The 21,382-nt window shown below is 65.8% G+C and carries 20 protein-coding genes; 12 read left to right on the top strand and 8 right to left on the bottom strand.

The annotated features are described in order from the left end of the window. Positions 1-312: 312 nt before the first annotated feature. Positions 313-813, bottom strand: a complete 501-nt coding sequence (locus ACJH6I_RS29055; RefSeq protein ID WP_406785025.1) for a hypothetical protein — start codon at positions 811-813, stop codon at positions 313-315. 215 nt (positions 814-1,028) lie between these two features. On the opposite strand from ACJH6I_RS29055, the gene ACJH6I_RS29050 reads away from it, so the two are divergent. The 5 genes from ACJH6I_RS29050 (at position 1,029) to ACJH6I_RS29030 (ending at position 7,700) form a co-directional block, all read left to right on the top strand. Then, positions 1,029-4,478: an ATP-binding cassette domain-containing protein gene (locus ACJH6I_RS29050; RefSeq protein WP_406785024.1), complete on the top strand. Its 3,450-nt coding sequence runs from the start codon at positions 1,029-1,031 to the stop codon at positions 4,476-4,478. 143 nt (positions 4,479-4,621) lie between these two features. Continuing rightward, the gene (locus tag ACJH6I_RS29045) at positions 4,622-5,359 is read left to right on the top strand and encodes an LppX_LprAFG lipoprotein (RefSeq protein WP_406785023.1); all 738 of its coding nucleotides are present in this window, start codon (positions 4,622-4,624) and stop codon (positions 5,357-5,359) included. Positions 5,360-5,422: 63 nt separating this feature from the next. Beyond that, positions 5,423-5,803 (top strand): DUF4189 domain-containing protein, encoded by a 381-nt coding sequence (locus tag ACJH6I_RS29040; protein ID WP_406785022.1) that lies wholly within the window; start codon positions 5,423-5,425, stop codon positions 5,801-5,803. Positions 5,804-6,003: 200 nt separating this feature from the next. Next, positions 6,004-7,419 (top strand): peptidase, encoded by a 1,416-nt coding sequence (locus tag ACJH6I_RS29035; protein WP_406785040.1) that lies wholly within the window; start codon positions 6,004-6,006, stop codon positions 7,417-7,419. A gap of 50 nt (positions 7,420-7,469) precedes the next feature. Then, the gene (locus ACJH6I_RS29030; RefSeq protein WP_406785021.1) at positions 7,470-7,700 is read left to right on the top strand and encodes a hypothetical protein; all 231 of its coding nucleotides are present in this window, start codon (positions 7,470-7,472) and stop codon (positions 7,698-7,700) included. 25 nt (positions 7,701-7,725) lie between these two features. Here ACJH6I_RS29030 and ACJH6I_RS29025 read toward each other — a convergent pair whose 3' ends face one another. Next, positions 7,726-8,928: a MinD/ParA family protein gene (locus ACJH6I_RS29025; RefSeq protein WP_406785020.1), complete on the bottom strand. Its 1,203-nt coding sequence runs from the start codon at positions 8,926-8,928 to the stop codon at positions 7,726-7,728. A gap of 279 nt (positions 8,929-9,207) precedes the next feature. Between ACJH6I_RS29025 and ACJH6I_RS29020 the strand changes: the two genes are divergently transcribed. After that, positions 9,208-9,675, top strand: a complete 468-nt coding sequence (locus tag ACJH6I_RS29020; RefSeq protein WP_406785019.1) for a hypothetical protein — start codon at positions 9,208-9,210, stop codon at positions 9,673-9,675. Positions 9,676-9,770: 95 nt separating this feature from the next. Next, on the top strand, positions 9,771-10,454 hold the full coding sequence (locus tag ACJH6I_RS29015) for a GAP family protein (protein ID WP_406785018.1): 684 nt from the start codon (positions 9,771-9,773) through the stop codon (positions 10,452-10,454). Positions 10,455-10,494: 40 nt separating this feature from the next. Here the strand turns inward: ACJH6I_RS29015 and ACJH6I_RS29010 are convergent, their stop codons facing one another. Continuing rightward, positions 10,495-11,151 carry an FHA domain-containing protein gene (locus tag ACJH6I_RS29010; RefSeq protein WP_406785017.1) on the bottom strand — a complete coding sequence of 219 codons (657 nt, stop codon included), beginning with the start codon at positions 11,149-11,151 and terminating at the stop codon, positions 10,495-10,497. A gap of 328 nt (positions 11,152-11,479) precedes the next feature. Here ACJH6I_RS29010 and ACJH6I_RS29005 point away from each other — a divergent pair, with 328 nt between their 5' ends. The 3 genes from ACJH6I_RS29005 to ACJH6I_RS28995 all read left to right on the top strand — a co-directional run bounded on the left by ACJH6I_RS29005 (position 11,480) and on the right by ACJH6I_RS28995 (position 14,513). Continuing rightward, positions 11,480-12,277: a sensor domain-containing protein gene (locus ACJH6I_RS29005; protein WP_406785016.1), complete on the top strand. Its 798-nt coding sequence runs from the start codon at positions 11,480-11,482 to the stop codon at positions 12,275-12,277. A gap of 377 nt (positions 12,278-12,654) precedes the next feature. Continuing rightward, a complete protein-coding gene (locus tag ACJH6I_RS29000; protein WP_406785015.1) occupies positions 12,655-13,473 on the top strand; it encodes a sensor domain-containing protein in 819 nt (272 codons plus the stop codon). Positions 13,474-13,601: 128 nt separating this feature from the next. After that, complete coding sequence (locus ACJH6I_RS28995; protein ID WP_406785014.1) at positions 13,602-14,513, top strand: DUF4333 domain-containing protein; 912 nt, start codon at positions 13,602-13,604, stop codon at positions 14,511-14,513. A 214-nt stretch (positions 14,514-14,727) separates the two neighbouring features. On the opposite strand, the gene ACJH6I_RS28990 is transcribed toward ACJH6I_RS28995, so the two are convergent. The 5 genes from ACJH6I_RS28990 to ACJH6I_RS28970 form a co-directional block, all read right to left on the bottom strand. Then, positions 14,728-15,624, bottom strand: coding sequence for a HEAT repeat domain-containing protein (locus tag ACJH6I_RS28990; protein WP_406785013.1), 897 nt, complete (start codon positions 15,622-15,624; stop codon positions 14,728-14,730). Beyond that, positions 15,621-16,289, bottom strand: coding sequence for a DUF3298 domain-containing protein (locus ACJH6I_RS28985; protein WP_406785012.1), 669 nt, complete (start codon positions 16,287-16,289; stop codon positions 15,621-15,623). The genes ACJH6I_RS28990 and ACJH6I_RS28985 overlap by 4 nt, the downstream gene beginning before the upstream one ends. Before the next feature lie 35 nt (positions 16,290-16,324). Next, a complete protein-coding gene (locus ACJH6I_RS28980) occupies positions 16,325-16,858 on the bottom strand; it encodes a sensor domain-containing protein (protein ID WP_406785011.1) in 534 nt (177 codons plus the stop codon). Between the two features lie 194 nt (positions 16,859-17,052). After that, the gene (locus ACJH6I_RS28975) at positions 17,053-17,544 is read right to left on the bottom strand and encodes a hypothetical protein (RefSeq protein ID WP_406785010.1); all 492 of its coding nucleotides are present in this window, start codon (positions 17,542-17,544) and stop codon (positions 17,053-17,055) included. 188 nt (positions 17,545-17,732) lie between these two features. Beyond that, positions 17,733-18,503 (bottom strand): hypothetical protein, encoded by a 771-nt coding sequence (locus ACJH6I_RS28970; RefSeq protein WP_406785009.1) that lies wholly within the window; start codon positions 18,501-18,503, stop codon positions 17,733-17,735. Between the two features lie 711 nt (positions 18,504-19,214). On the opposite strand from ACJH6I_RS28970, the gene ACJH6I_RS28965 reads away from it, so the two are divergent. Both ACJH6I_RS28965 and ACJH6I_RS28960 read left to right on the top strand, forming a co-directional pair. After that, entirely contained in the window at positions 19,215-20,273 is a 1,059-nt protein-coding gene (locus ACJH6I_RS28965; RefSeq protein ID WP_406785008.1) for an IS110 family transposase, read from the top strand. A 494-nt stretch (positions 20,274-20,767) separates the two neighbouring features. After that, positions 20,768-21,154 carry a DUF6188 family protein gene (locus tag ACJH6I_RS28960; RefSeq protein WP_406785007.1) on the top strand — a complete coding sequence of 129 codons (387 nt, stop codon included), beginning with the start codon at positions 20,768-20,770 and terminating at the stop codon, positions 21,152-21,154. The last annotated feature ends 228 nt before the right edge of the window (positions 21,155-21,382 follow it).

Genomic DNA, 21,382 nt, shown 5'->3' with positions numbered 1-21,382 from the left:
CAGTTGCGAGGGGCGTCGATCCGAGTCAGCCGAACACCTCGCACGTGTGAGCACAGCGGCGGCGACCCCGCCGATCCAGCATGACCGGAACGGCGACGGCGAGGCCCACCACTGTGAATCCCCCTCCCGTACAGCGCTTCTCCGGCATCGGAAGAGATCACAGTGACCTGTTATGCAAGGTGTAGTCGACGAACCGACGTCCAACCGAACGCGCCAGTTCGGTGATCTAGACCACACGCCGAGGGAGGGGTAGTCACTTCCCGTGGCTACCCAGTCGAATTGGTCCCGCCGCCGCCAGATCGATCCGTGTTATCAGCCGACGATTTCATTGCGCGCGAGCGTGAACCACACGTTCGGGCCGACTTCCCAAAAATCAGCGTCGCGCAGCGCTTCAGGGAGCGAGGCGCCGAGCGCCGCATACAGCTCCCCGACCACCTGCGGGACATCAGTCATCGACGCACCAGCGAGCGAGCACACACGCGTTCGATGCTCGGACTGGTTGACTTCGATGCGCCACGCGTAGGAGTTGAATTCGAGGCCACCGACCTCGTCGTTGCATCCGACGTAGACACACCCGTACCGGTCGGCCACTTCCGTGGCCAGCGTCTTCGTGCGCTGGGCGACATTGTCGCCAGCCAATCGGTCCGGATCGCCGAGCCACAGCTGCCACACGATCCATCGGTATTTATCGCATTGGGATACAAGGTTGGCCGAGTCCCCAGGGTGCCCGGTGCGATTGATGCGTCCGGCTGCCTGAATCATCGCGGCGTACTCCGACCGAACATGTTGCCCTCGACCATCTTCGTTAGGCATGACAGATCAGATCCTTTCGACCCGACAGGGACGAACGCACTGTTTCCACCCAAAATCATGTCACTTTTGACCTCGCGCGAGAGCTCAATTGCGAACATGACGTCCTGTTTGATAACTGACAAAGAGCGTCGACCGACCCCGCAGAAATTGGTGCAACCCAGCTCAAACACTGTGAGCTACGGTTAGCCCTGGACTGACCAACGAGGGGGGATGTCATGAGTTCGGGAATGGTCGCGCCACCGCTGGTGGTGCGCCTGGGCGACGCGATGTTTACGTTTCCGCCCGGCAAAGAGGTCATCGTGGGCCGCGGCGAAGGCGCCGACGTACGCATCGACGTCGACGCCAAACAAGCGATTTCCCGCACCCACATGGTGTTACGGGTCGAGGGCGACCAGTGGGTGGCCATCGACAAGAGCCGCAACGGCATCTACGCCGATGACATCCGGGTGCAGACCATCCCGGTCGACGACAACATCCCGATCGCTCTCGGCTCGGCCACCGGCCCGAAACTGATCTTCAAGACCGCCACCCAGGTCGTGCCCGCAGCACGTCTGGCCGCAGCACCCTCGCCGGCGGCGCCATCTCGGCGTCCTGTGCCCCCGCCAGCGCGTGGGCCGCAGCCCCCACACCAGCCACCAACCGCTGCGCCGCCGGCTCGGCCGACCGGCTCCGTGCCGCAGCCGCGGCCCACCGGGACGCAGCGCGGACCAGTACCGCCTGCGCCCCAGCAGTTTTCGCCGCCACAACCGCGCCAGCAGCCCCCTGCGCCGCGGGCCCCGCAGGGTCCGCCATCCGGGCCACCATCGGGGTCGATTCCTCGTCCTGCTGGCCCGCCGCCGCGCCCCGCCGGGCCGCCGCCGGCCGCAGGCCGCCAGCCCGCGCCGGTATGGCCGAACCCCGCGGCAGCACCAGCGGCTCCCCCAGCTCAGCGCGCTCCGGAGCCCTCACCGGCCGACGAGGCGGACGCGCTGGCCAAGGTGACCGGAATGGTCAAACGCGTTATGCCCCAACGTGGAACACCCGCCCTGCCGCCTGGGGCCATCACCATCGGCCGGCACTCCACGTCGGCGATCCGGGTCGATGACACGCTCGCGTCGCGCACCCACGCCTACCTGCTACCGGCGCCGACCGGCATGCAGATCCACGACAATCACAGCAACAACGGCATCTTCGTCAACGGCGTGAAAGTGCCGGCGGCGACGCTGCAGCCCGGCGACGTCGTCACCATCGGCAACACCGACCTGGTGTTCACCGGCGCCACGCTGGAGCCGCGCACCGCCGCAGCGGCCACCGGCGGCCTGCAAGCCCACCAGGTTGGTCTGACCATCGACGGCTACCAGCTGCTGACCAGCGTGTCCTTCGCTGCCCGTCCCGGCACCCTGACCGCGGTGATCGGGCCGTCCGGTGCGGGCAAGTCGACGCTGATCAAGCTGCTGGCCGGGGCCACCCAACCGACCTCCGGTCAGGTGACGTTCGACGGTCACGACGTGCACGCCCACTACGCCTCGCTGCGTTCCCGGATCGGCGTGGTGCCCCAGGACGACGTCGTGCACCGCCAGCTCACGGTGGACCAGGCGCTGGACTACGCGGCCAAGCTGCGGCTGCCGGTCGACACCAGCAAGGCTGACCGGCGCGCGGTTGTCGAGTCGGTGTTGGCCGAGCTCGAGCTGACCCAGCACCGCGCCAAGCGGGTGGAAAAACTCTCCGGTGGCCAGCGCAAACGCGCCTCAGTGGCGATGGAGCTGCTGACCGGGCCGTCGCTGCTGATCCTGGACGAGCCGACCTCAGGCCTGGACCCGGCGCTGGACCGTCAGGTGATGTCGATGCTGCGCAAGCTCGCTGACGCCGGACGCACCGTCATCGTGGTCACGCACTCGCTGACCTACCTGAGCATGTGCGACCAGGTGCTGCTGCTCGCACCTGGCGGCAAGACCGCCTACGCCGGCCGGCCCGACCGCATCGAGGCGGCGATGGGCACCAATGACTGGGCTGACATCTTCGCCTGGGTGTCGGCCAAACCCGATGACGCGCATGCGGTGTTCCTGCACAACAACCCTGCGGCCGCGCAACCGGCGGCCCCCGCGGCACCCGCTGGGCCGCTGGGCGAACCGGCCCGTACCAGTACCAGCCGCCAGGTGCTGACGCTGATGGGACGCCAAGTCCGGCTGGTCCTGGCCGACCGCGGCTACGCGGTGTTCTTGGCGCTGCTGCCGCTGGTGATGGGTGCGCTGTGCTTGGTGGTCCCTGGCAAAAACGGGCTCGGGGTGACCAAGGCCAACGGACCCTCGCCGAGTGAGCCTGCCCAGCTGCTCAGTGTGCTCATCATCGCTGCGGTGTTCATGGGCACCGCTCTGACCATCCGCGACCTGGTGGGCGAACGCAGCATCTTCCGACGCGAACAGTCCGTCGGCCTGTCTGCGGGGGCCTACCTCACGGCGAAAGTCGTGGTCTACAGCGTCGCTGCCGCGGCCCAGACCGCGATCGTCGTCGCGCTGGTGGTGGCGCTCAAGGGCGGCCCGGCACGGGGAGCGTTGGCCTTCGGGAGCCCGGTGGCCGATCTGTACGCGGCTTTGGCACTGACGGCTGTGGTGTCGGCGATCGTCGGCCTGCTGCTGTCTGCCCTGGCCAAATCCGGCGACTGGATCATGCCGATGCTCGTGGTGATGATCATGAGCGCGATCGTGTTCTCCGGCGGCCTCATCCCGGTTAGCGGCCGCGCCGGCCTCAACCAACTGTCCTTCCTGCTACCGGCCCGCTGGGGCTTCGCGGCCTCGGCCTCCACGGTCGACCTGATGACCGCCAACGCGCTCAATACCGTCGACGACCCGCTGTGGCGCCACCAACTCACGTGGTGGCTCACCGATATGGGCATCCTGCTCGCCCTCGGCATCGCCGCCACGATCATGGTGGCCCGGCTGCTGCGGCTACCATCCACCGACGCCACTGGCACCGGCGGACGCACGACCATGTCCATCGTGGTGGTCATTGCGCTCCTGGGCGGGTTCGTGGCCGGTGCGTCGTATCTGACCCGCGGCAGCCACATCCGCGACCACGCCGCGACAGCGGACCTGCCCAACATGCCCAAACAGGGTCCGCCGCCGAGCCAAAAGCCTGTGGCCGCAGCCGATCTCGCCGGGCTACTCCCCGACGCATCGACGGTCGGCGCTGTCATGGGTTCGACCCTGACGGTTACCGGACCGAACCCGGCGACCACGCTGAGCGCCAGCACGGTCGATCCGGCCAAGTGCGCGGGTGTACCCGCAGCCGGCACCGCGCAGGTGTATGGCCCCACCAATCCGACTGGGATCGCCGGGGTGAGCTTCACCGGCAGCGACCCCAACGTGGCGGTCACCGAATACCTGCTGGCCTACTCCGACGCCGACCGCGCTGCGGCCGTCCAGAGCGACCAGATCAACGCTTGGCACCCCTGCGCACGCACCACTGCCAATCTGGCCGCCGACGGTCAACCGCCGGCGCCGGTGGCTATCGGCGAGGTCAGCTTGCCCGAGGGCCATGCCGCCGCGGACCTGACCATGGGTTCGAAGACCTGCCGACACGTGCTGGTCGCGGACTCCAACGTGCTCATCGATGTGCTGGTTTGCGGACCCAACGCCGGAGCGCATGCCGACGATTTGGTCGCCAAGATCACCGACAAAATCCACTGATCCGCGTGCGGTGATGCCGATTTCGAAATTGGCGTCGGAATGGGTGCCGATTCAGATTTAGAGTAAATGCCGGGGAGGTTCCCTGGGGGGCGCCGCAAAGTGTGTGCGGAGCGCTTCGGTTGACACAGAAAGTAGGAAACTGAATGAAGTTCCGTACGACTCTCGTGGTCGGTGCCGCGGTGGCGGGCATCGCGCTCAGCGGATGCTCCAGCGAGCCGAACGGCGGACCGGGCAAGGGTGCCGATGCTTCGCAATTGGTGTCGCAGTCGGCCGCCGCGATGAAGGCCGTGACCGGCGCGCACATCGTCATCACCGCTGACGGCAAGGTGCCCAACGTCAAGATCACCAAGCTCGAGGCCGACGTCGCCGACAAGCCGGCGGTGGCCGCGACCGGTGAAGCCACCATGGCGGTGGGCAACGGGCAGACCCAGAGCGCCAAGCTGATCTACCTGGACGGGCATCTGTATTCGGACATCGGTGAGCCGGGCAAGTGGGTTGACTACGGTCGCGGCGACTCGATCTACAACCTCGGGGTGATTTTCGATCCGAGCCAGGGCCTGGCCAACGCCCTCTCAAAGGTCAAGGACGCCAAGGAAGCCGGGTCTGACACGATCAACGGAACCGATACCACCAAGGTGACCGGCACCATTTCGTCCAATGACGTTGCGCAGCTTGCCGGTTCGCGCAAGGCCCCGGAGAAGGCACAGGACGTGCCGATCACCGTCTGGATCGACAAGAAGGATCCGCACAACCTGGTGCAGGCGCAGGTGGAGTCACCGCTGGCGCAGGACGCCAAGCTGACCATGACGCTCTCGGAGTTCGGCAAGACAGTCACCGTCGAGAAGCCTCAGGTGACCAACCCCACCGACGACGGCAACTGACCCCACCGACCCTCCGGCGCCTCGGCATGTCCGCGCGCGCCGACTGAAAGGACTTTTCCTCCAATGAAATTCACCATTTCCACCCGCCGCACCGCTGCAGCCGCCGTGGCTGTGATCGCCGCGTCCACGTTCAGTGTTATCGAGTCCGCACCCGCTGGGGCCGTCACCGGCTATGGCGCGATCGCGTACTCCTCCACGGGCGCTTCTGGCTGGGCGGTCGACTACCCAAGCGCGAGGGACGCCGCTCGGGCCGCCGTCAACCAGTGCGGCTACACCGACTGCGAAGCACTGACCACCTTCACCGGTTGCGGTGCGGTAGCCCGCAGCAATTCACAGTCGTTGGTGCACGGCGGACACGGCACCACCCTGGCCAGAGCCGAGGCCAGCGCTCTGCGGCAGCTCGGCGCATCCGACGGCTATATCGACCAGTGGGCCTGCAATTAAATCCTTTGCAGCACACCGCCACTAAGCAGCAGTAGCAGCAGCTGCATTTCCTGGCCGGTGGGTGCCGCGACGACATGGTCACTGCGGCACCCACCACCAAACTCACTAGACAGTTCGACATTTCGGGGGTCGTCGTGGACGCATCCACACCAGCGCGGCGGGGACTGCGCGCCATCGCCATCGCGGCCAGTGCAGTTCTCATGCTGTCCGCCTGCAACACCGCCACCGTCGTCACCGGACGCGGCGTGTCCCCGATCAACGACCCCACCCATGTCGCGGACCTGACCGCCGCCGATGGGCCCAGCGGCGTCAAAGACGGCGCTCCGGCCGCTACGGGAGATGTGAAGAACACTGACCACGGCCCGATCGACAAACTGGTGCTGCTCGCGATCAACGACCTGGCCGAATACTGGCAGGCGACCTATCCCACAACGGATTTCAAGGGCAAGTTCACTCCGGTCCCCAACCTGGCATCCTATGATGCCCGCGACCCCAACAGCCCCGAGATGTGCGGCGAGAAGACCTACGAGTTGGTCAACGCCTTCTACTGCCCGCCAGATAACCTCATGGCCTGGGACCGCGGTGTACTCGTCCCCGCCGGCCGCAAGTACTTCGGCGACATCTCCGTTGCCGGGCTGATCGCACACGAGTACGGCCACGCCATCCAACGCATGGCCAAGATCGTCAACAAGAAAAGCCCCGTGGTCGTGCGCGAACAGCAGGCCGACTGCTTCGGCGGCGCGTACATCTACAACGTGGCCGCCGGCAACTCGAAACGCTTCCAGGTCAGCACCGGAGACGGACTCAATCATGTTCTGGCAGGCCTGATTACGCTTCGGGACCCCAGCTACGGCCCCGATGACGAAGAACTCCTGGAAGAAGGTCACGGCACCGCGCTGGACCGGGTCAGCGCCTTTCAGATCGGATTCACCCAGGGCCCGGCAGCCTGCGCGAAGATCGACATGCGTGATGTCGAGCGCCGCCGCGAGGGTCTGCCGATGGAGCTCGACGAAGAACCCAACCGCGACAACCAGCGCCGCGGCACGGACGTCCCGCTCGATCAGGGCGTGTTCACCGTCCTGGTGGACACCCTCAACGCTGTGTTCGAGCCCAAGAATCCACCGAAAGTCAGCTTCGACTCCGCCAGCTGCGCCGACGCCAAAGGCGGTTCGCCGGCGTCCTATTGCCCGGCCACCAACACCATTGTCCTAGACCTGCCGGAGCTGCAAAAGCTCGGCAAGCCAGCCGACGAAATCAAACAGAAGCTACTGCTGCAGGGCGACAACACCGCCCTGTCCATCGTGGCGTCGCGGTACATGCTTGCGCTGCAACACGAAAAAGGTGTGCCGCTCACCGGCGGCCCAGCGGCATTGCGCACCGCGTGCCTTACTGCCGTGGCCGAACGCAACATGGTCAAACCGGTGAAGACGCCCAGCGGACAGAACCTCACGCTGGCCGCCGGCGACCTGGACAAAGCCGTCGCCGGCCTGCTCACCAACGGTATGGTCGCGACCGACGTCAATGGTGACGGCGTCATCGCCGGCTTCACCCGCATCGCGGCGTTCCGGGCCGGCCTCATCGGGAACCACGACGACTGCTACGACCGCTTCGCCTAACCACCCGCTGGCCCGACTCCCAGGCCTGCTCCGTTGAAAGAGGGGCGTCGATGAAGGCACGTGTCTACGACTACGTGGTGCTCACCGCCGATGTTCCCGGCAGTTCCGGGGACAGGATCATCCCGAAGGGCACGCGTGGTGCGGTCATCGAGGCCTATGACCAACCAACAGAGCGATACGCCGTCATCGTGAACATCACCGACGACCGATCATTGTCGGGATCGCGCCGCGACAACGTGATACTGCACCCCGATCAATTCGCCCTCGCGCCAACGGATTAGCTGGCCAAAGACCTCCCGGGCGGATTCAGCGGTGGTGGCCCGCGCCGAAGTCAACCGACAGCGCCGCCGCCAGCTCCGCGATCCGGCGCCGGTACGTCGCGCTGAGCTGGTCGAAGGCGATACCGGCGCCGGCGGCGATGTGTCGATCGAATGGCAGATCGATGACACGCCCCGGCATGATATGCCGCTCAAACTGGGCGATCAGATCCTTCATATCGACCCCCGGGCGGCCTGGCGTCACGTGGTTGATCACCACGCAGGCCCGGTGAGCGAGGTCTTGGTAACCGTTGAGGCGCAACCAATCCAGCGTGGTCGCCGCTTGCCGGGCACCGTCGACCGATGCAGTGGCAACAACGACGACGTCCGAGACGGTGGACAGCACGCCGAGGGACGCCGAGTGAAATAGCCCTAAGCCGCAATCGGCGAGCACCAGATTGTAGAAGGGGCTGACGCGCTCGACGATGCCCGTCCAGTCGTCGGCGTTGAAATCGCGCTTGGCGACACTGTATGGGTCCGATGCGATGACTTCGAGGTTGGCATCGGTCGTGCGCGTGTACGCGCGCAGCGCGTTGGAACTGTTGATGTTGTTGTCCGCCAACAGGTCTGTCACGCTCACCTCGGACGGCAGCCCGGCCCGGTCGGCTAGGTTGCCGCAGTCCGGATCAGCGTCCACGGCGAGAATTCTGTCGCCACGAACATCCGCGAGAAGCGATCCGAGGGCGACGGTGACCGAGGTTTTGCCGGCGCCGCCTTTGAGTCCGATGATCCCGATCTGGTAGGAGCCCACGACGTTGCTGCGGATGCGGGTGAACAGGTCACGCTCGTACAGCTCGTCGCGGGAGGGGCCGAGGTTGATGCGGGTCGTGGCGTAGACGGCGCGACGCCAGCCGCGCCGGGGTATCGGCTTGGGCAGGCCCCGGGCAGCCACTGTCGACACGGATTCAACCGCGGTGGGCAGGCCGAGCTCGGCGGCCGCCTCGGGCGCCATCTGCAGTCCAGCCAGCATCTGATCGTGCCCATAGAGGGTGTTGCTGGCGGGCTCCGGATAGCCGGCGCCGGCAGGCGCCGACGGGTGCGTCGGCGCCGGCGGGAGCTGAGGGAAAACCTGGGTCTGCTCCAGCTCCTCGGCGGGCCCACCAACGGTGGCCGGCACCCGTCCATGGGTGGCAATAGGGTCAATGGCGGCAGGCTTTTCGCCGTAAAACTGCTGCTCAAATTGGTTATTCATGAAATACCTCTCAACGTGTGCACCCCCGTGCACACCAAAATGTTTCGCATCGACCCTAGTCGGGGGTGCTTGCGATCGCCCTGGCACGGCGCGTCGATCGAAGGTCAACGACGGGCGGATCGTTAGCTGTGGAGTTCCACCACCTGCGCGCGCGGTCATGCTCACTTTCGTGCCGATCGATTTGTCGGACCACTTGACCTGAAGCTACCTTCATGTACAGTCGTTCAGTGAAGCTCGCTTCATGTACAACAGCACCATGCACGAAGGAGGTGCGTCACAATGACCACACCCGACCCCAACACCAGCTTCGCGCGCGAACTCGGCTTCCTCGGCCATGCGTGGGGCCCCAACCTCAGCGCCCTGGACGACGACCTCGACGACGCCGTTCGGGACTACATCAATCACCCGACCGCACCTCCCGGCGCCACACCGGAACACCGCGCGGCCATCCAGAATCTCGATGTCCGCGCCGCGGCCCTCGCTCTCGTCGCCGGCGCCCGCCATGCAGCCGCCAAGGCCCGCGAAATCGAGCTCGCCGCCGCCCGATACGCGCGCCTGATCGATCCCCCGATCACCGTCCGCCAGCTGGCCGACGCCGCCGGTATCAGTGAGCGCGCGGCAGCCGCCCGCTATCCCAACCCGCTCGCCGCACTGTCGCTCGGCGCCGCGAAAGGCGGTCAGGCGAAGTTCCCGTCGGTGGTCGCGGGCTACCTGGCCTCCTCGCTGCCCACCCTTGGGCAAGACTGAATAGTCGCCCGGCAGACCGTGGGAACTGCACGTTCGTGGCCGAGCGTGGTGCGTCGTAGGGTTGGGCGGGTGGGGCTCAGGGGGACGCGTCGTCGATGACTGCGCTGCTGCTGTCGTTGGCGGGCCTGGCGCTCCTGGATTCGGTCAACGTGTTGAACATTGGCGTCGTCTCGGCGGTGATCTACGGCAGCCGGTTGAGTCGGCAGTCGGCGCTGCCGGGTGGGGTGAGCTTCATCGTCGGGCTCCTGGCCGCGACGACCCTCTTTGGTCTGGGCGTCGTGCTCGGCCTGGGGCTACTTGCTGATCTGACCACGTTTCATCTGACGCCCACGGTCCGGTTGTGGGGCGAGCTCGCGCTTGGGCTGGTGCTGATCGTGGTGGCCTTCGTCCCGTTGACGGCGCAGACAGCGGCTCCGGGGTGGGCTCTGGCGGCGATGCGCGAGCGTCCGTGGTTGCTCGGGTTCCTGGGCGCCGCAATCGGTTTCGGGCAGGCGCCCACCGCGGTTCCCTATTTGGCGGGGCTGGCGATGATCTCGGCGATGCACCCGCTGCCGCCGGAGTGGCCGGTCATCGTGGTGGTGTATTCGGCGCTCACGGTGCTGCCGTGCGTGGTGTTGCTCGGGCTGTCGACCCGTGCGAGCAGGCAGGCCGATCGACTTCAGCGCTGGCTCGTGCGTGGCCTCACGCGGTACGGGCCGCTCGGGGTTCGCTTGTTGTTTCTGGTCGCTGGTGTCGCGATGGTCGCTGATGCGCTTGTTCACGCGCGCCGATGGTGGTGACGCTGGGGCCTGTGACGCCCTGGTCGTGCCGTGTACTTCCCTAGGCGCACACTGACATTCGGATGACCAAGCCGTGGTACATGGCCTCGACGCACGTGAGCAGGGCACGCGCCTCACCCATGTCCTCGTCGATGGCCAGGCCGGCGAACTCGAGTCGCAGCTTCCCCAGTTGCTGCAGTAGCCGCAGCATCGTGTGGGCGGCGCGGGGATGGTCCGGTGCCGGCACCACCATGACGTCTTTGATCACTTCCTGCAGTTGCGCGGTGGCCTGCTCGTAGCGGGTCGGCTCCGGTTCGGAGGGGTGCGTTTCCGTTTCGGCTGGGGCGTCGGTCGTGGGGGGCGCGGTGGTCGCTGGCGCGGTGATGTCTTCTGCGTGGACATAGTGGAACGTGATGGGGATGCCGTTGGGGTTGGCCAGGTGCACGGTCATTCCATCGACGACAGGCGTCGAGTGACGGACCCGGACGCCGTCAACGTAGATGCCGTTGCGGCTCTCGTAATCGACCATGCACCACTGTTTCTCGCCGGGGATCAGCCGGGCGTGCACCCGGGATACCGCGAAGTGCTCGACGGACAGGGCTGAGGGTCGCTGGTCGCGGCCAATGATGAACGCGCCATCGGCGGCATGCCGGATCGAGGTGTGGCCGTCGTAGGTCACCATCAGGTCGGGTCCGTCCGCGGCCGCGCTGTCCCCCATCGTCGGCCCCTTTCCGTGCTGCGGTTCGTCGGTCGGTCGCGGACGCGTGCTGCGTCGCGTGCATCTGCTCGCCGCCTTAGTTGAACCATAGCGTTATCGCAGAATTTAGGCCAGTAACCGCAGCGGTTTCGGGGCGATGACCCTGTTTGGAGCGTCTTGATGACCGGCGGTCTCCGCATGGTGCCTCTTGGTGGTCCGTGTTATTGCAGGTTATGGCGCTATTTGAGGGGTATGCGGCAGGAAGGTGGCCGCCACGCTTGCATCCGTAGCGTTGCTACGGTTAGAGTATGGCAACGCTACGGTTACCGAACTTCGAGAGAGGCCAGCCATGACCACCACCGCCAAGACCATCCGGACCACCAGCACCCGCACCCCGGCGACCGGCCGTGGCACCGTGGTCCGCCTCGCCACCGCCGCCGTCCTGGCCAGCATGGCCGCCACCGCGGCCGGCGGTACCGCTGCTGCCGCACCGTCCGCGCCGCTGCCGACCTTCACCGGCTACGGCAATGGGACCAGCGACACCACCACCGGCGACCGCAACACCAACGGCGGCGGCACCACCGATTCACCGCTGCTGTCGCCTAAGCAGGTCGCCGCGACACTCGGAGCCGGCACCTTCAAAGAGGACTGGTCGTCGACCAAACTGCGCGACAACGATTTCAACGTCTCGCCGTCGTCCTGCGTGGCCACCTACGCGCCGGCCATGGCCGAGGCGTACGGGGCCACCCCGGAGGCCGTCGTCCAGAACATCCTTGTGGACACCGGCAACGATGACGTCCGCATCACCCAGGCAGTCGTGGCCTTGGCCAGTAAGTCCGATGTCGCTGCCCAAATGAAAGCCACCGTCAAGCAGTTCAAGGCATGTGCCGGTACCACCATCTCCTTCCGTGAAGACGGGTCCAGCCCGCTCAAGATGACCAACGGCGACCCCGAGATCAACGACGACAAGACGGTGCTGTCGCTCCTGCAGCAGGACACCAAGGGCCCCCAGACCTGCGAGCGTGCGGTGGCCGGCTACCGCAACGCGATCATCGACGTCTTGGTCTGCGGCTCCGGATCGACCCACGGGCAGGGCGTCGCCGTGGCCCAGGCGCTCTCCGACAAAGTTTCCAGCCAGAAGGCCTAAGGCCCAGCCCCGCTCCCCCCGTCGGTGATCACCCCGGCGGGGGGACGCACACATTCCTGCACCTGAACCCCACCGACGTAAGGCAAGCTAACGCCATGAGCTACGACCGCAACAGCGACGCAGAAGAAACGTCCGCCTGGCCCGGCACTCAGCCACCGTTTTCTGCCCCGGTACCACCTGCTGTCCCGCAGACCGGTGCAGAGGCACAGCCCTGGCAGCAGCCCGCCCCCCAACAGAGCTCCAGTGGATGGGTTCCCCCCACCCCGCCGGGGCTGGCGCCGGGCGCACCGTTCACCGGCTACGGTCAGCCACAAACGCCCCAGACGCCCACGCCCCCAACCAATTCCGGCGGCTCCAAGAAGGGCATTCTTGCTGCAGTGGCCGTCGTTGTCGTCCTGGCTGTCGGGGGCGCGGGGTTCTACTTCTGGACGCCCATCTCCGACAAACTGCTTGGGCAGTCCTCCACCACCAGCTCGGCCACCACCAGCTCGGCCACCACGAGCGCCACAACCACGAGCTCGCCACCGCCGAGCACCACCACGGCCACCACCAGCGCACCCGCTCCCAGCCCGGGACCCGGCGCTGCGGCCACCCCCGCACCCAGCGCGCCGCCGAAAGCCGCTGAGCCCGTGGACCCGGCCGACCTGCAGTCCTATCTGGCTACAGCGGACGTACTCTCGCAGCGATTCGGGGGCGCCGACATGCAGCCTGTGGGCTTGGGCAAACAGCCCGAGAGTGATATCGATGTCAGCCCGTTCAAGTGCTCGGGCGCCGCCGTCCCCGGCATCGCCCAGGCATGGAGTGGCAGCGGGTTCACCGGCTTCGTGCTACAGGTCGTCAACGACAGTGCCGGCGCACACAAATTCGTGCAGACGCTGGGCACATTCCGCACTCCAGAGGACGCCAAGGCCTTCGTCGACCGCCAACTGCGCCAGTGGCAAGACTGCGCCAACACCGCTCTCACCATCACCGCCGCCGGCAAGAATGACCACGCCACCTTGGGCGCCGTGACCACCACCGACGGGGTGAACACCATCGTGCTCACCCCGCCCGCGGCGGGATCGCGCCAGTGTGAACGCGCCATGACCTCGAGCAGCAACGTGGTGATCGATGTGCGGGCCTGCGCCGTGAATGTCGGCACCACCGGATCGTCCATCGCCCGCGACATCAGCCAGAAAATCGCCGGGCCACGCTAGCCAGCAACGCGTACGCGAGCGGCCGCCGGCATATGCCACAGTTAGGGGCGACACCGGCGGCCGCTCACACGGCAACCACGCAGGGGGAACTCGGGCCTGGTCCGAGCATGAGGTAAGGGGACTGTGCGATGAGCGCACCAGAACAGGGAAGCAGCGGCGCGAATCCGGAGAATGGTCCGGCCGCGGGATTCGAATCGACAGGCCTGTGGCCGATCGACGACCCCGAGCAGACCACCCACATCCAGCGCCCACCGGCCACCTGGCCGGCGCCCGAGTCATCGGCCCCCGGCGAACCTTCCGCGCCGGCATCGGTCATCACCCCACCGCCGGCCGCTCCAGCGCCACCAGCTGCCGACCCTGCACCACATGTGGACCCGGAGGCGACCTCGGTGGTGCACCGGCCCACCGGTGACTACACCCAGCCGTGGGCAGCCACCACACCATCAGCGCCGACGTCACCGGCACCCGCCCCTGGGTTTCCGGGGTACCCGCCGCCCCACGAGTCCGCCGGCGGCTATCACCAGCAGTACGGCGGTTACCCGCAGGGCGCGGGATACCAGCCGGCACCCGGGTATCCCCCAGGACCCGGTGGCGCCCCCGCCGGTTACTCGCCCAACCCGGGCTACCCGCAACCGCAGCAATCGGCAGCGGCCGAACCTGCTCCGGGTAGCTTCGAGTTCACTCCGGTCATCGCGACACGTTCTGGCCGGCGCCGCCCCGTCTGGCTCATCGGCGCCGGCGTCGCGGTGATCGCCGTTGCCGCGGTCGGCATCACCGGCTTCTGGAAGCCCGGCTTTTTCGTGACGCGACAGCTGAACGTGTCCAAGGTCCAAGAGGGCGTGCAGCACATCCTGACCGACCCGAACACCGGATACGGCATCAGCGGCGTCAGTGGGGTGTCGTGCAACGACGGGCACAATCCTTCGGGGGATCAGGGAACCAAATTCCGCTGTTCCCTCTCCGTCAACGGTGCGCAGCACTCCGTAGAGGTGAGTGTCGTCGATGATCACGGCACCTACCAGGTCGGCAAGGTCAGCTAGCCACACGCTCGGATTTGCGCCCCACATCACCGGATACGTAGTGGACCTCGGTGGCGCCCCCAACACGGGCAGGCCCGCCGTGTGCACGCGGACATCGTGGGTGGCCGCGACCGACCGCGCCCACGATCGTGACGCCGGTCGGCCAGTCCGTCGACATCACGATCACCAGCGCGACAAAGAACCGACCCCATCGCGTCCTGCGCGGACACGACGGCTAGTCAGCCAAGCGTTCCAAAGCACGTTTGGCGTACTTGCGCACATTGGAGTCCGCATCGTCGACGTAAGGCGCGATCCGCTCACGCACGCCGCGGGCCTTCATCGCAATCAATGCCCGCAGCGCGAACCATGTCCATTCGGTGTCCAGCCAAGTCAAGACGATCTCTTGCGCCTCAGGGGTTTTCACCCGGCCCATGTATTCGATGAAATCGCCGCGCGGCACCTCCGGCGGCATCTCCACGAGCAGCGCCGCGATGGTCGGGAAGTCTTTGACGGTCGCGATGCGGGCGAGCGCGAACTGCGCGCAGTCCGCTGCCCGCCTGGATATCGGCGGTCGGCGCCGGAGCTGAGCGGCCAGCAGTTCGATGGATTCCCTGTTGCCGCGGTTGGCGATGTCGTCGAGGCCGCGGATCAGGCCGATACGAACGGCGTCGCGGTGATCGGTTTCCGGACCGGGAATGCGTTCTTCCAGATGGGTGAGCCAGTCAAGGAAGATGGGGATCCCTTGCGGGACGAACCGGACATGGTCGGCGGGCTGGTTGACCGTGTAGCACGGCACACCCGCGGCGGCGAGCTCCTCCATAATCCGGCGGTCAAACCCTCTCTCGCCGTGGTGATACCAAGCCGGGAGGTTGTTCATCCAGTCATCGCCTTCGGGCATGCCCTGGTAGGTCACGGGCGGCCAGGTGCCGTCGGGCATCTTCTTTGGTGTCGACGGACGCCGCTTCGGTGGCGTTCGGCGTACCGCCCGGGCGGCCGCGACGCGGTCGCGCGGTAGGTCGGTGCTGGTGGCCTCGACCGCGGCGACGGCCTGTCGCAATGCGGTGATCACATCGTTCCGCACCGGCTCGCGCTGGACCCCCGAGGAATGTGGCGTACCGTCGCGCTCGGTCATACTGCGAGCACCCGCATATCAGGCGCCAGCAGGTCGCTCACCTGCGACCAGGGCACGGTGATCACCGGCTGGCCGTGCCCGAATTGATAGTACTGGTAATCCGCGCTATCACAACGTGCGGAATAGGTATCTGTAAGTCGGGCCTCGGCGGGCGCGTTGCCTGGCTCATCGCTCATCGGCCGCCCATACACGGTGGGCCAGATTTTCTTGGTCTGCTCGGAGAGGCGGCGGAGCCCGGCCTGGGTATCGACGAACAGGTCGTCGAGGGTAATCGGTGTGGCGGTGCGGGCGTCGATCACGATGGTGGTGACGTAGTTCAGCGGATGAGCTGCGCCCTGGTGGTAGTAGGCGCCATGGAGCACCTGCGCGACCGCAGTGGGCCGAAAGCTCACGGTCGGGGTGGAATCAAACGTCGCGTGGTCACGATCGACGTCGTCGCCGTCGAGCAGGCTTCCCATAGTTCGGCCGGACGCCACGCTGGCATTGTTGAATGCTGTTGCCACAGTGTCATTTCCGCCCGAGAGCTGCCCGACGTTGACGTGCCATCGGGCACCGAGATCGATCACCTTGGTCGATACGTCATATGTCGCGCCGTAGCTGGTACCGGTATCAGCCAGTGTGATGCCGGCGGCGACCAACGCCGCAGCGAGCACGGCCGCGACCATCGCGGCCGCTCGGGTCGTGGACATCGTCCTCGCTATCACGCCGGAATCTTCTGAGTAATCAGTGCGAGCACCGTCTGAGCAATCCGCGGGTCTGTCGACAAGTGCGGTGCACCGACTTCGACCAGCACCTGTGCGCGCAGCGCATACACGCTTACGCTACCCGGTCCGTTAACGGTCTCGGCGTACCGCGCCATCAGCGTCACCGCGTCTGGTTCGGTCAGGGTGTCGCCGGCGTCAAGCACACCGGGCGACGGGTGAGGGTGACATTGCCGTGCAGCAGCAGTGAGCGCCCCGAAGACCCGGCGGGCGGTATCGGCGTCGGGATACACGGCGATGTGTTGCGACACACCGACATTGCTTGATCCGCTGTAGCGGGTGGAGGCGAAGTTCACCCAAGTGCTGCCGAACGCCTCGTCCTCGTTGGCAAAGTGTCGGCACGGTGCCGATAGCTCAGTGTCCCTGCTGTGGTCGACCCACGGGCTGGTGCGGTCCTCGAGGGGGTTTGCGTGCAACGTGGGTCCGCCGCCATCGCCGACGATGGACTGCACCTGCGCCAGCGGCAAGAGCATGTCGCGGCTGTGTGGGACTCGCGCCGGGGACGCTGCCGCCGCGGGGACAGTGACGAGCCAGATCGTGGCCCCGACAGCGGCCACGCCACGACTTGGCCGGCTTCGCACGAGGTCGTTCCACGCCATGCAGTCTGTTCCCCCTTTTGCCAGACACCTTGGGCGGCAGGCGATCTACGTTCCGCGCGCCGGTGCGCTCAGTAGCCGGGATTGCCCAGCCAACTCGCGTCCGGGTTGACCAGGAACTGGGCGTAGTAGGACCCGACGCAGTAGACACCGTTAGCGGGGGTGGTGGCGCACGTCGTGCTCCCGTACTTGATGAAGCTGTTCGGCGGCAACACCCGCTGCGGACCGCCGGCGACAAAGCGAAGTTGGGCCGTCGAATCATAATGAGGTTCGGTATCCCCGGTGAACCAGCCGATCTGGTTGGTCCCCGCCGGTGCACCCGGGATAGATCCGGTGCAGCCGAAGCTGCCGTCCTCCCAGATACCGCAGTTCAGTCCGTTTGGACTGGAGAACCATACCCCTGGCTTGCCATCGATCTGGAAGCCCTCGAAGTCGAGCTTGGTGTAGCGGCTGATGTCGGGATAGGGCTTCTTCGGGGGATCAGCCGACGCCGGGGCTCCTCCTGCGAGAACAGCACCGGACACGGCAGCACACGCCGCGGCCGTGACAACAAATCGCTTCATCTTCTTCTGCCTTTCACTGTGGTGGGTGGTTTGGGCCCCCGTGGCCAAGTTGGTCGCGAGAATCGGACCTGGGACAGCTCGAACATGTTGCCGTCTAAGGCAACTCAGTCACCGGCGGTAGCTCCATCCGGGTACACCGCCCGCTCGGCCAATTCGGCGCCGTGAAGCTGCCGGCCCGCCCAATGGGCTCACGCCGCAGGGATCCGCTCGAACGTCAGTCGCTCCAAGGCCACACCGTTAACGAGCTCGCCGCGAGAGGTCGGATGCTGCGAGTAGAAGCGGCACAGCCAGTACAGACCGGTGCCGCCGGGCACCCAGGTGTTGGCGCTCGCGATGATCTGCCGTGTGCCGTCGCTGCATTCAAAAATGATGGGGCGCGTGCCTTTTCCGCGTTTGGTCAGCGGAGTGCTGGTGATGGCGACGATGTCATCCCAGACGATGGTGAAGGTCCGATCGCCGGGGAGCGAGTAGGCGATCCCTTCCGGCGCGAGGATCAGGGTGGGCCTGCCCTTGATGATGTTCCGCAGCATGAATGCCGCGCCGATGGTGCTGATGATGACCAGGACGATCAGGCGGCCGGCGTCTCGGCTGCTCGCGGTTGGCAGATCGTTGTGCACCTGCGACCCGAACAACAGATACAGCGCTCCACTGAGGGCCAGCGCCACGCACATCACGACGGCCCACGGCTGGGCCGGAACAGCATCGAACGTGGTGCCCGACTCGTCGTAACTGGCACGCAGCTTGTTTGACGCCGTGAACAGGACAATCAACCCGACGGTCATGATGCCGAACGCCACCGCCGCACACAGTGCGATGAGTGTTGCCAACCAATGCGACTCACCTGCTGCAGTGATGGCGATATACCCGAAGTACGCGAACAGCGAACCGATCACGGCAGTGCCGATCGAGAACAGCACACTGCGGTTCTTCCAGCCGTCAGGCTTCGGTAGCGCGCTCATGACCGCACTCGGATGTGGTTGTCCACCATGGCATTTCTCCCCCAATACTGACCTTCTGCGTGGCCTCCTCATCGATTGTCCCGCGAGTTCAGGACACTGCCCGACACCAATTCTCAAGGCCTGTGAGAGCAGCAGAGTTCGGCTAGCCCGTTCCCGCCGCGGCGGTGCGACACCGAGAGCGAAGCGCTGCTCATCGAATATGTGCGTGGGCGGTGAATCGCTTCTGACGCAAAGCGGCTCGGCTTAGCCCGGTGCGGACGGCGGACGTCAGCCGGGCAGCGTGCGACACGGCACGAGTCCGGACTAGCCGAATGGGCAGGGAAGCCCGCTGCCGTCCACGCCGCCCCGACGTCGCAGAATTCGGCCGCGCGGTAGACAGGTCACCGGGGTATGCTCTCGGCGGCTCGGCGCGCGACGTGTGGCTCGACATGCGTTTGCCGTCGTCTTCGGGCATTCGAGGCGACTGGCTTATCGTGTACTGCCCACGGTGCGGCCAGGCTGCGTCCCCCGGGACGCGGTGCCGAGTCCGGTAGCTCGCCACTGAGCGGGCACCAATGCTGGCTCCTGCTGTCTGATTAGCTTGCTCCCTGTCGGGCTCCGGTCTGATTCAATCCCCGTGGTGTCGACAGCAGGGAGCCAGCGCCGGTTGATTGGAACGACACCGATGGGGGCGATATGACTGGCCTCGGGACTATCCAGGCCGCTCCGTCGGTGGTCATCGGCGTTGATGCCCACAAACGCACTCATACATTGGTGGCTGTCAATCATCTGGGCCAGAAACTGGGCGAGTTGACTGTTGAGGCAACTGACTCGGGGCATGCAAAAGCGTTGCGCTGGGCGCAGACCACGTTCGGCCCCGATCCGGCGCTCTGGTCGATCGAGGACGTACGCATGGTGTCGGGGCGCCTCGAGCGTTTCCTGATGGATGCGGGCCTGACCGTGGTGCGGGTGCCGACGCAGACGATGGCGAAAATCCGTGCCTCCGCCCGCAGCCCCGGCAAGTCGGATCCGATTGACGCCGAGGCTGTAGCGCATGCCGCGCTCCGATATCCCGAGCTGCCGCGAGCCTGTCATGAACCGGTCTCCTACGAGATGAAACTGCTGATCGATCACCGCGCCACTTTGATCAAACAACGCACTGCCGCGATCAACCGCCTGCGGTGGCGTGTCCACCAACTCGACCCTGAGTACGACTGTGGGCCCAACCTCAAAGCCGATATCCACCGAGAGCGACTCCGCGACTGGCTGAGCCAGACCCAGTCGGGTGTGCTGGCAGAGATCGCCGCCACCGATGTCGACGAGCTCTCCAGACTGACTCAGTTGATCCGGCCACTCGAACGTGACATCGAGATGCGCATAGCGGAGGTCGCACCGAATCTGCTTGCGGTGCAAGGCTGCGGGAGCTTCGGCGCCGCCCGGATTGTCGCAGAGACAGCGAATGTGACCCGCTTTCGCACCGAAGCCCAGTTCGCCATGCATGTGGGTGTGGCACCACTTCCCTATTGGTCATCCAACAGTCCCCACGTCCACGGTGGGCGATACGGCAACCGGCAGCTGAACGCGGCGATCCATGTCATCGCCCTGAGTCAGCTCCGCAGCGGCGGCATCGGGCGGCCCTACTACGACAAACACATCGCAGCCGGCGACAGCACCAAGAGTGCGCTACGCCGACTCAAACGGCGGCTGGCGCGGGTGGTGTTCAACGCGATGCGCAAGGACCACGCGCTGAGGATCGGCTCAGAGCCCGGGCCGGCCGGTGGCGCCCCTTGAATGGCCGAACCATCGGTGTGAGTCGGCTGAGCCGGCATGCCTCATGGTGCAGTGCGGCGCGATCGCGCCGGCGCGACTGTGGCTTCAAGTTGGTTTCTAGTAGCTTTCTAGTACACCTGGACAGTGAGCCATCAGTGCAGCTAGAGCGGTCTTTCTCCCGACGGACAGAGGCCAAATCCGGTTTATAGCTGTTTTAGAGTAGGCCCGCATCCAGCCATCTGGCCGTCTGGCGGCGGTGCAGGAGCGGCGGTACCTGTCAGTTCTCAATCGGCGCGTCACACTCCTGCTCGCTGAGATGGGTAGACGACGGCGTTCTCACTCGATGTCACGAGTGGTTTTTCTCAGATTCTTGCCACTTTTCGCATGCGGTGCAGACCTCACAACATTGGTATCGCCGGACCAGCTGATGGCGCCAAGTTGGTGTAGCGAGGTTCATTTGGCCGGCGGGCACTGGGTAGCTCTCGCAGATGGCAACATGTACCCAAGGGGCGCGAATGACGACGGTCGACATGAGTGGGCAGGTCCTGACAGACCTGCGATTCGACTACTCTGTGGTGCTCTCCTTCACTGGAGGGTACGTCGTTCTCGTCGCCAGCCCCTTCATGTTGAACACCCCAGGAGCGGCCCACGATTTCACGCCTGACCTCGACCCGCCCGAAGGGCTGGCGCCAATGAACAACCTGCTCGGACAGCGCATCTTTGCAACGGAGATCGGTGCGAATGGCAGTTTGTCAATGACTTTCGACGATGGTTCGCGTCTGTGTGTGCCGCCAGATGCCAATTACGAGGCCTGGAACCTGAGTGGTCCAGGTGGCCTGTTCGTCGTGTGCATGCCAGGTGGCGCGTTGGAGACCTGGAGTGGCATCGCGCCCGAGCGCTGATCTCAGTAGTGGGGTGGCAAGTACCGCTGTCCGTTCTCAAAACCGGTGTCACATTCGATGCGACTGGCCTGCAACGATTGCAGCGTTCTCGCGGGCTGTCACACGTGGTAATTCTCAAATTCGTGTCACTTTTTGGACCGGGCCAGGCCGCCTGTCAGCGGTCACGTATTTCCCCAGGTTTGAGGGGTTGTCCGTCACGTAATTCCCCACCCTGGCTGTCACGTAATT

Origin of the sequence: Mycobacterium sp. SMC-13, assembly GCF_045311035.1 — a bacterium.
In the GTDB taxonomy this organism is placed as follows: Bacteria; Actinomycetota; Actinomycetes; order Mycobacteriales; family Mycobacteriaceae; genus Mycobacterium.
Note: the sequence above shows the minus strand (reverse complement) of the source record. Positions and strands in the feature narration are given on the sequence as shown.

Excerpts from the sequence above, each read along its gene's own strand:
- ACJH6I_RS28985 (WP_406785012.1), bottom strand. The coding sequence starts at position 16,289 with ATGGTCGCGGCCGTGCTCGCTGCGGCGTTGGTCGCCGCCGGCATCACA.
- ACJH6I_RS29045 (WP_406785023.1), top strand. The coding sequence starts at position 4,622 with ATGAAGTTCCGTACGACTCTCGTGGTCGGTGCCGCGGTGGCGGGCATC.
- ACJH6I_RS29050 (WP_406785024.1), top strand. The coding sequence starts at position 1,029 with ATGAGTTCGGGAATGGTCGCGCCACCGCTGGTGGTGCGCCTGGGCGAC.
- ACJH6I_RS29020 (WP_406785019.1), top strand. The coding sequence starts at position 9,208 with ATGACCACACCCGACCCCAACACCAGCTTCGCGCGCGAACTCGGCTTC.
- ACJH6I_RS29010 (WP_406785017.1), bottom strand. The coding sequence starts at position 11,151 with ATGGGGGACAGCGCGGCCGCGGACGGACCCGACCTGATGGTGACCTAC.
- ACJH6I_RS29040 (WP_406785022.1), top strand. The coding sequence starts at position 5,423 with ATGAAATTCACCATTTCCACCCGCCGCACCGCTGCAGCCGCCGTGGCT.
- ACJH6I_RS28980 (WP_406785011.1), bottom strand. The coding sequence starts at position 16,858 with ATGCTCTTGCCGCTGGCGCAGGTGCAGTCCATCGTCGGCGATGGCGGC.
- ACJH6I_RS28990 (WP_406785013.1), bottom strand. The coding sequence starts at position 15,624 with ATGACCGAGCGCGACGGTACGCCACATTCCTCGGGGGTCCAGCGCGAG.
- ACJH6I_RS29035 (WP_406785040.1), top strand. The coding sequence starts at position 6,004 with ATGCTGTCCGCCTGCAACACCGCCACCGTCGTCACCGGACGCGGCGTG.
- ACJH6I_RS28970 (WP_406785009.1), bottom strand. The coding sequence starts at position 18,503 with ATGAGCGCGCTACCGAAGCCTGACGGCTGGAAGAACCGCAGTGTGCTG.
- ACJH6I_RS28995 (WP_406785014.1), top strand. The coding sequence starts at position 13,602 with ATGAGCGCACCAGAACAGGGAAGCAGCGGCGCGAATCCGGAGAATGGT.
- ACJH6I_RS29015 (WP_406785018.1), top strand. The coding sequence starts at position 9,771 with ATGACTGCGCTGCTGCTGTCGTTGGCGGGCCTGGCGCTCCTGGATTCG.
- ACJH6I_RS28975 (WP_406785010.1), bottom strand. The coding sequence starts at position 17,544 with ATGAAGCGATTTGTTGTCACGGCCGCGGCGTGTGCTGCCGTGTCCGGT.
- ACJH6I_RS29055 (WP_406785025.1), bottom strand. The coding sequence starts at position 813 with ATGCCTAACGAAGATGGTCGAGGGCAACATGTTCGGTCGGAGTACGCC.
- ACJH6I_RS29025 (WP_406785020.1), bottom strand. The coding sequence starts at position 8,928 with ATGAATAACCAATTTGAGCAGCAGTTTTACGGCGAAAAGCCTGCCGCC.
- ACJH6I_RS28960 (WP_406785007.1), top strand. The coding sequence starts at position 20,768 with ATGACGACGGTCGACATGAGTGGGCAGGTCCTGACAGACCTGCGATTC.
- ACJH6I_RS29005 (WP_406785016.1), top strand. The coding sequence starts at position 11,480 with ATGACCACCACCGCCAAGACCATCCGGACCACCAGCACCCGCACCCCG.
- ACJH6I_RS29030 (WP_406785021.1), top strand. The coding sequence starts at position 7,470 with ATGAAGGCACGTGTCTACGACTACGTGGTGCTCACCGCCGATGTTCCC.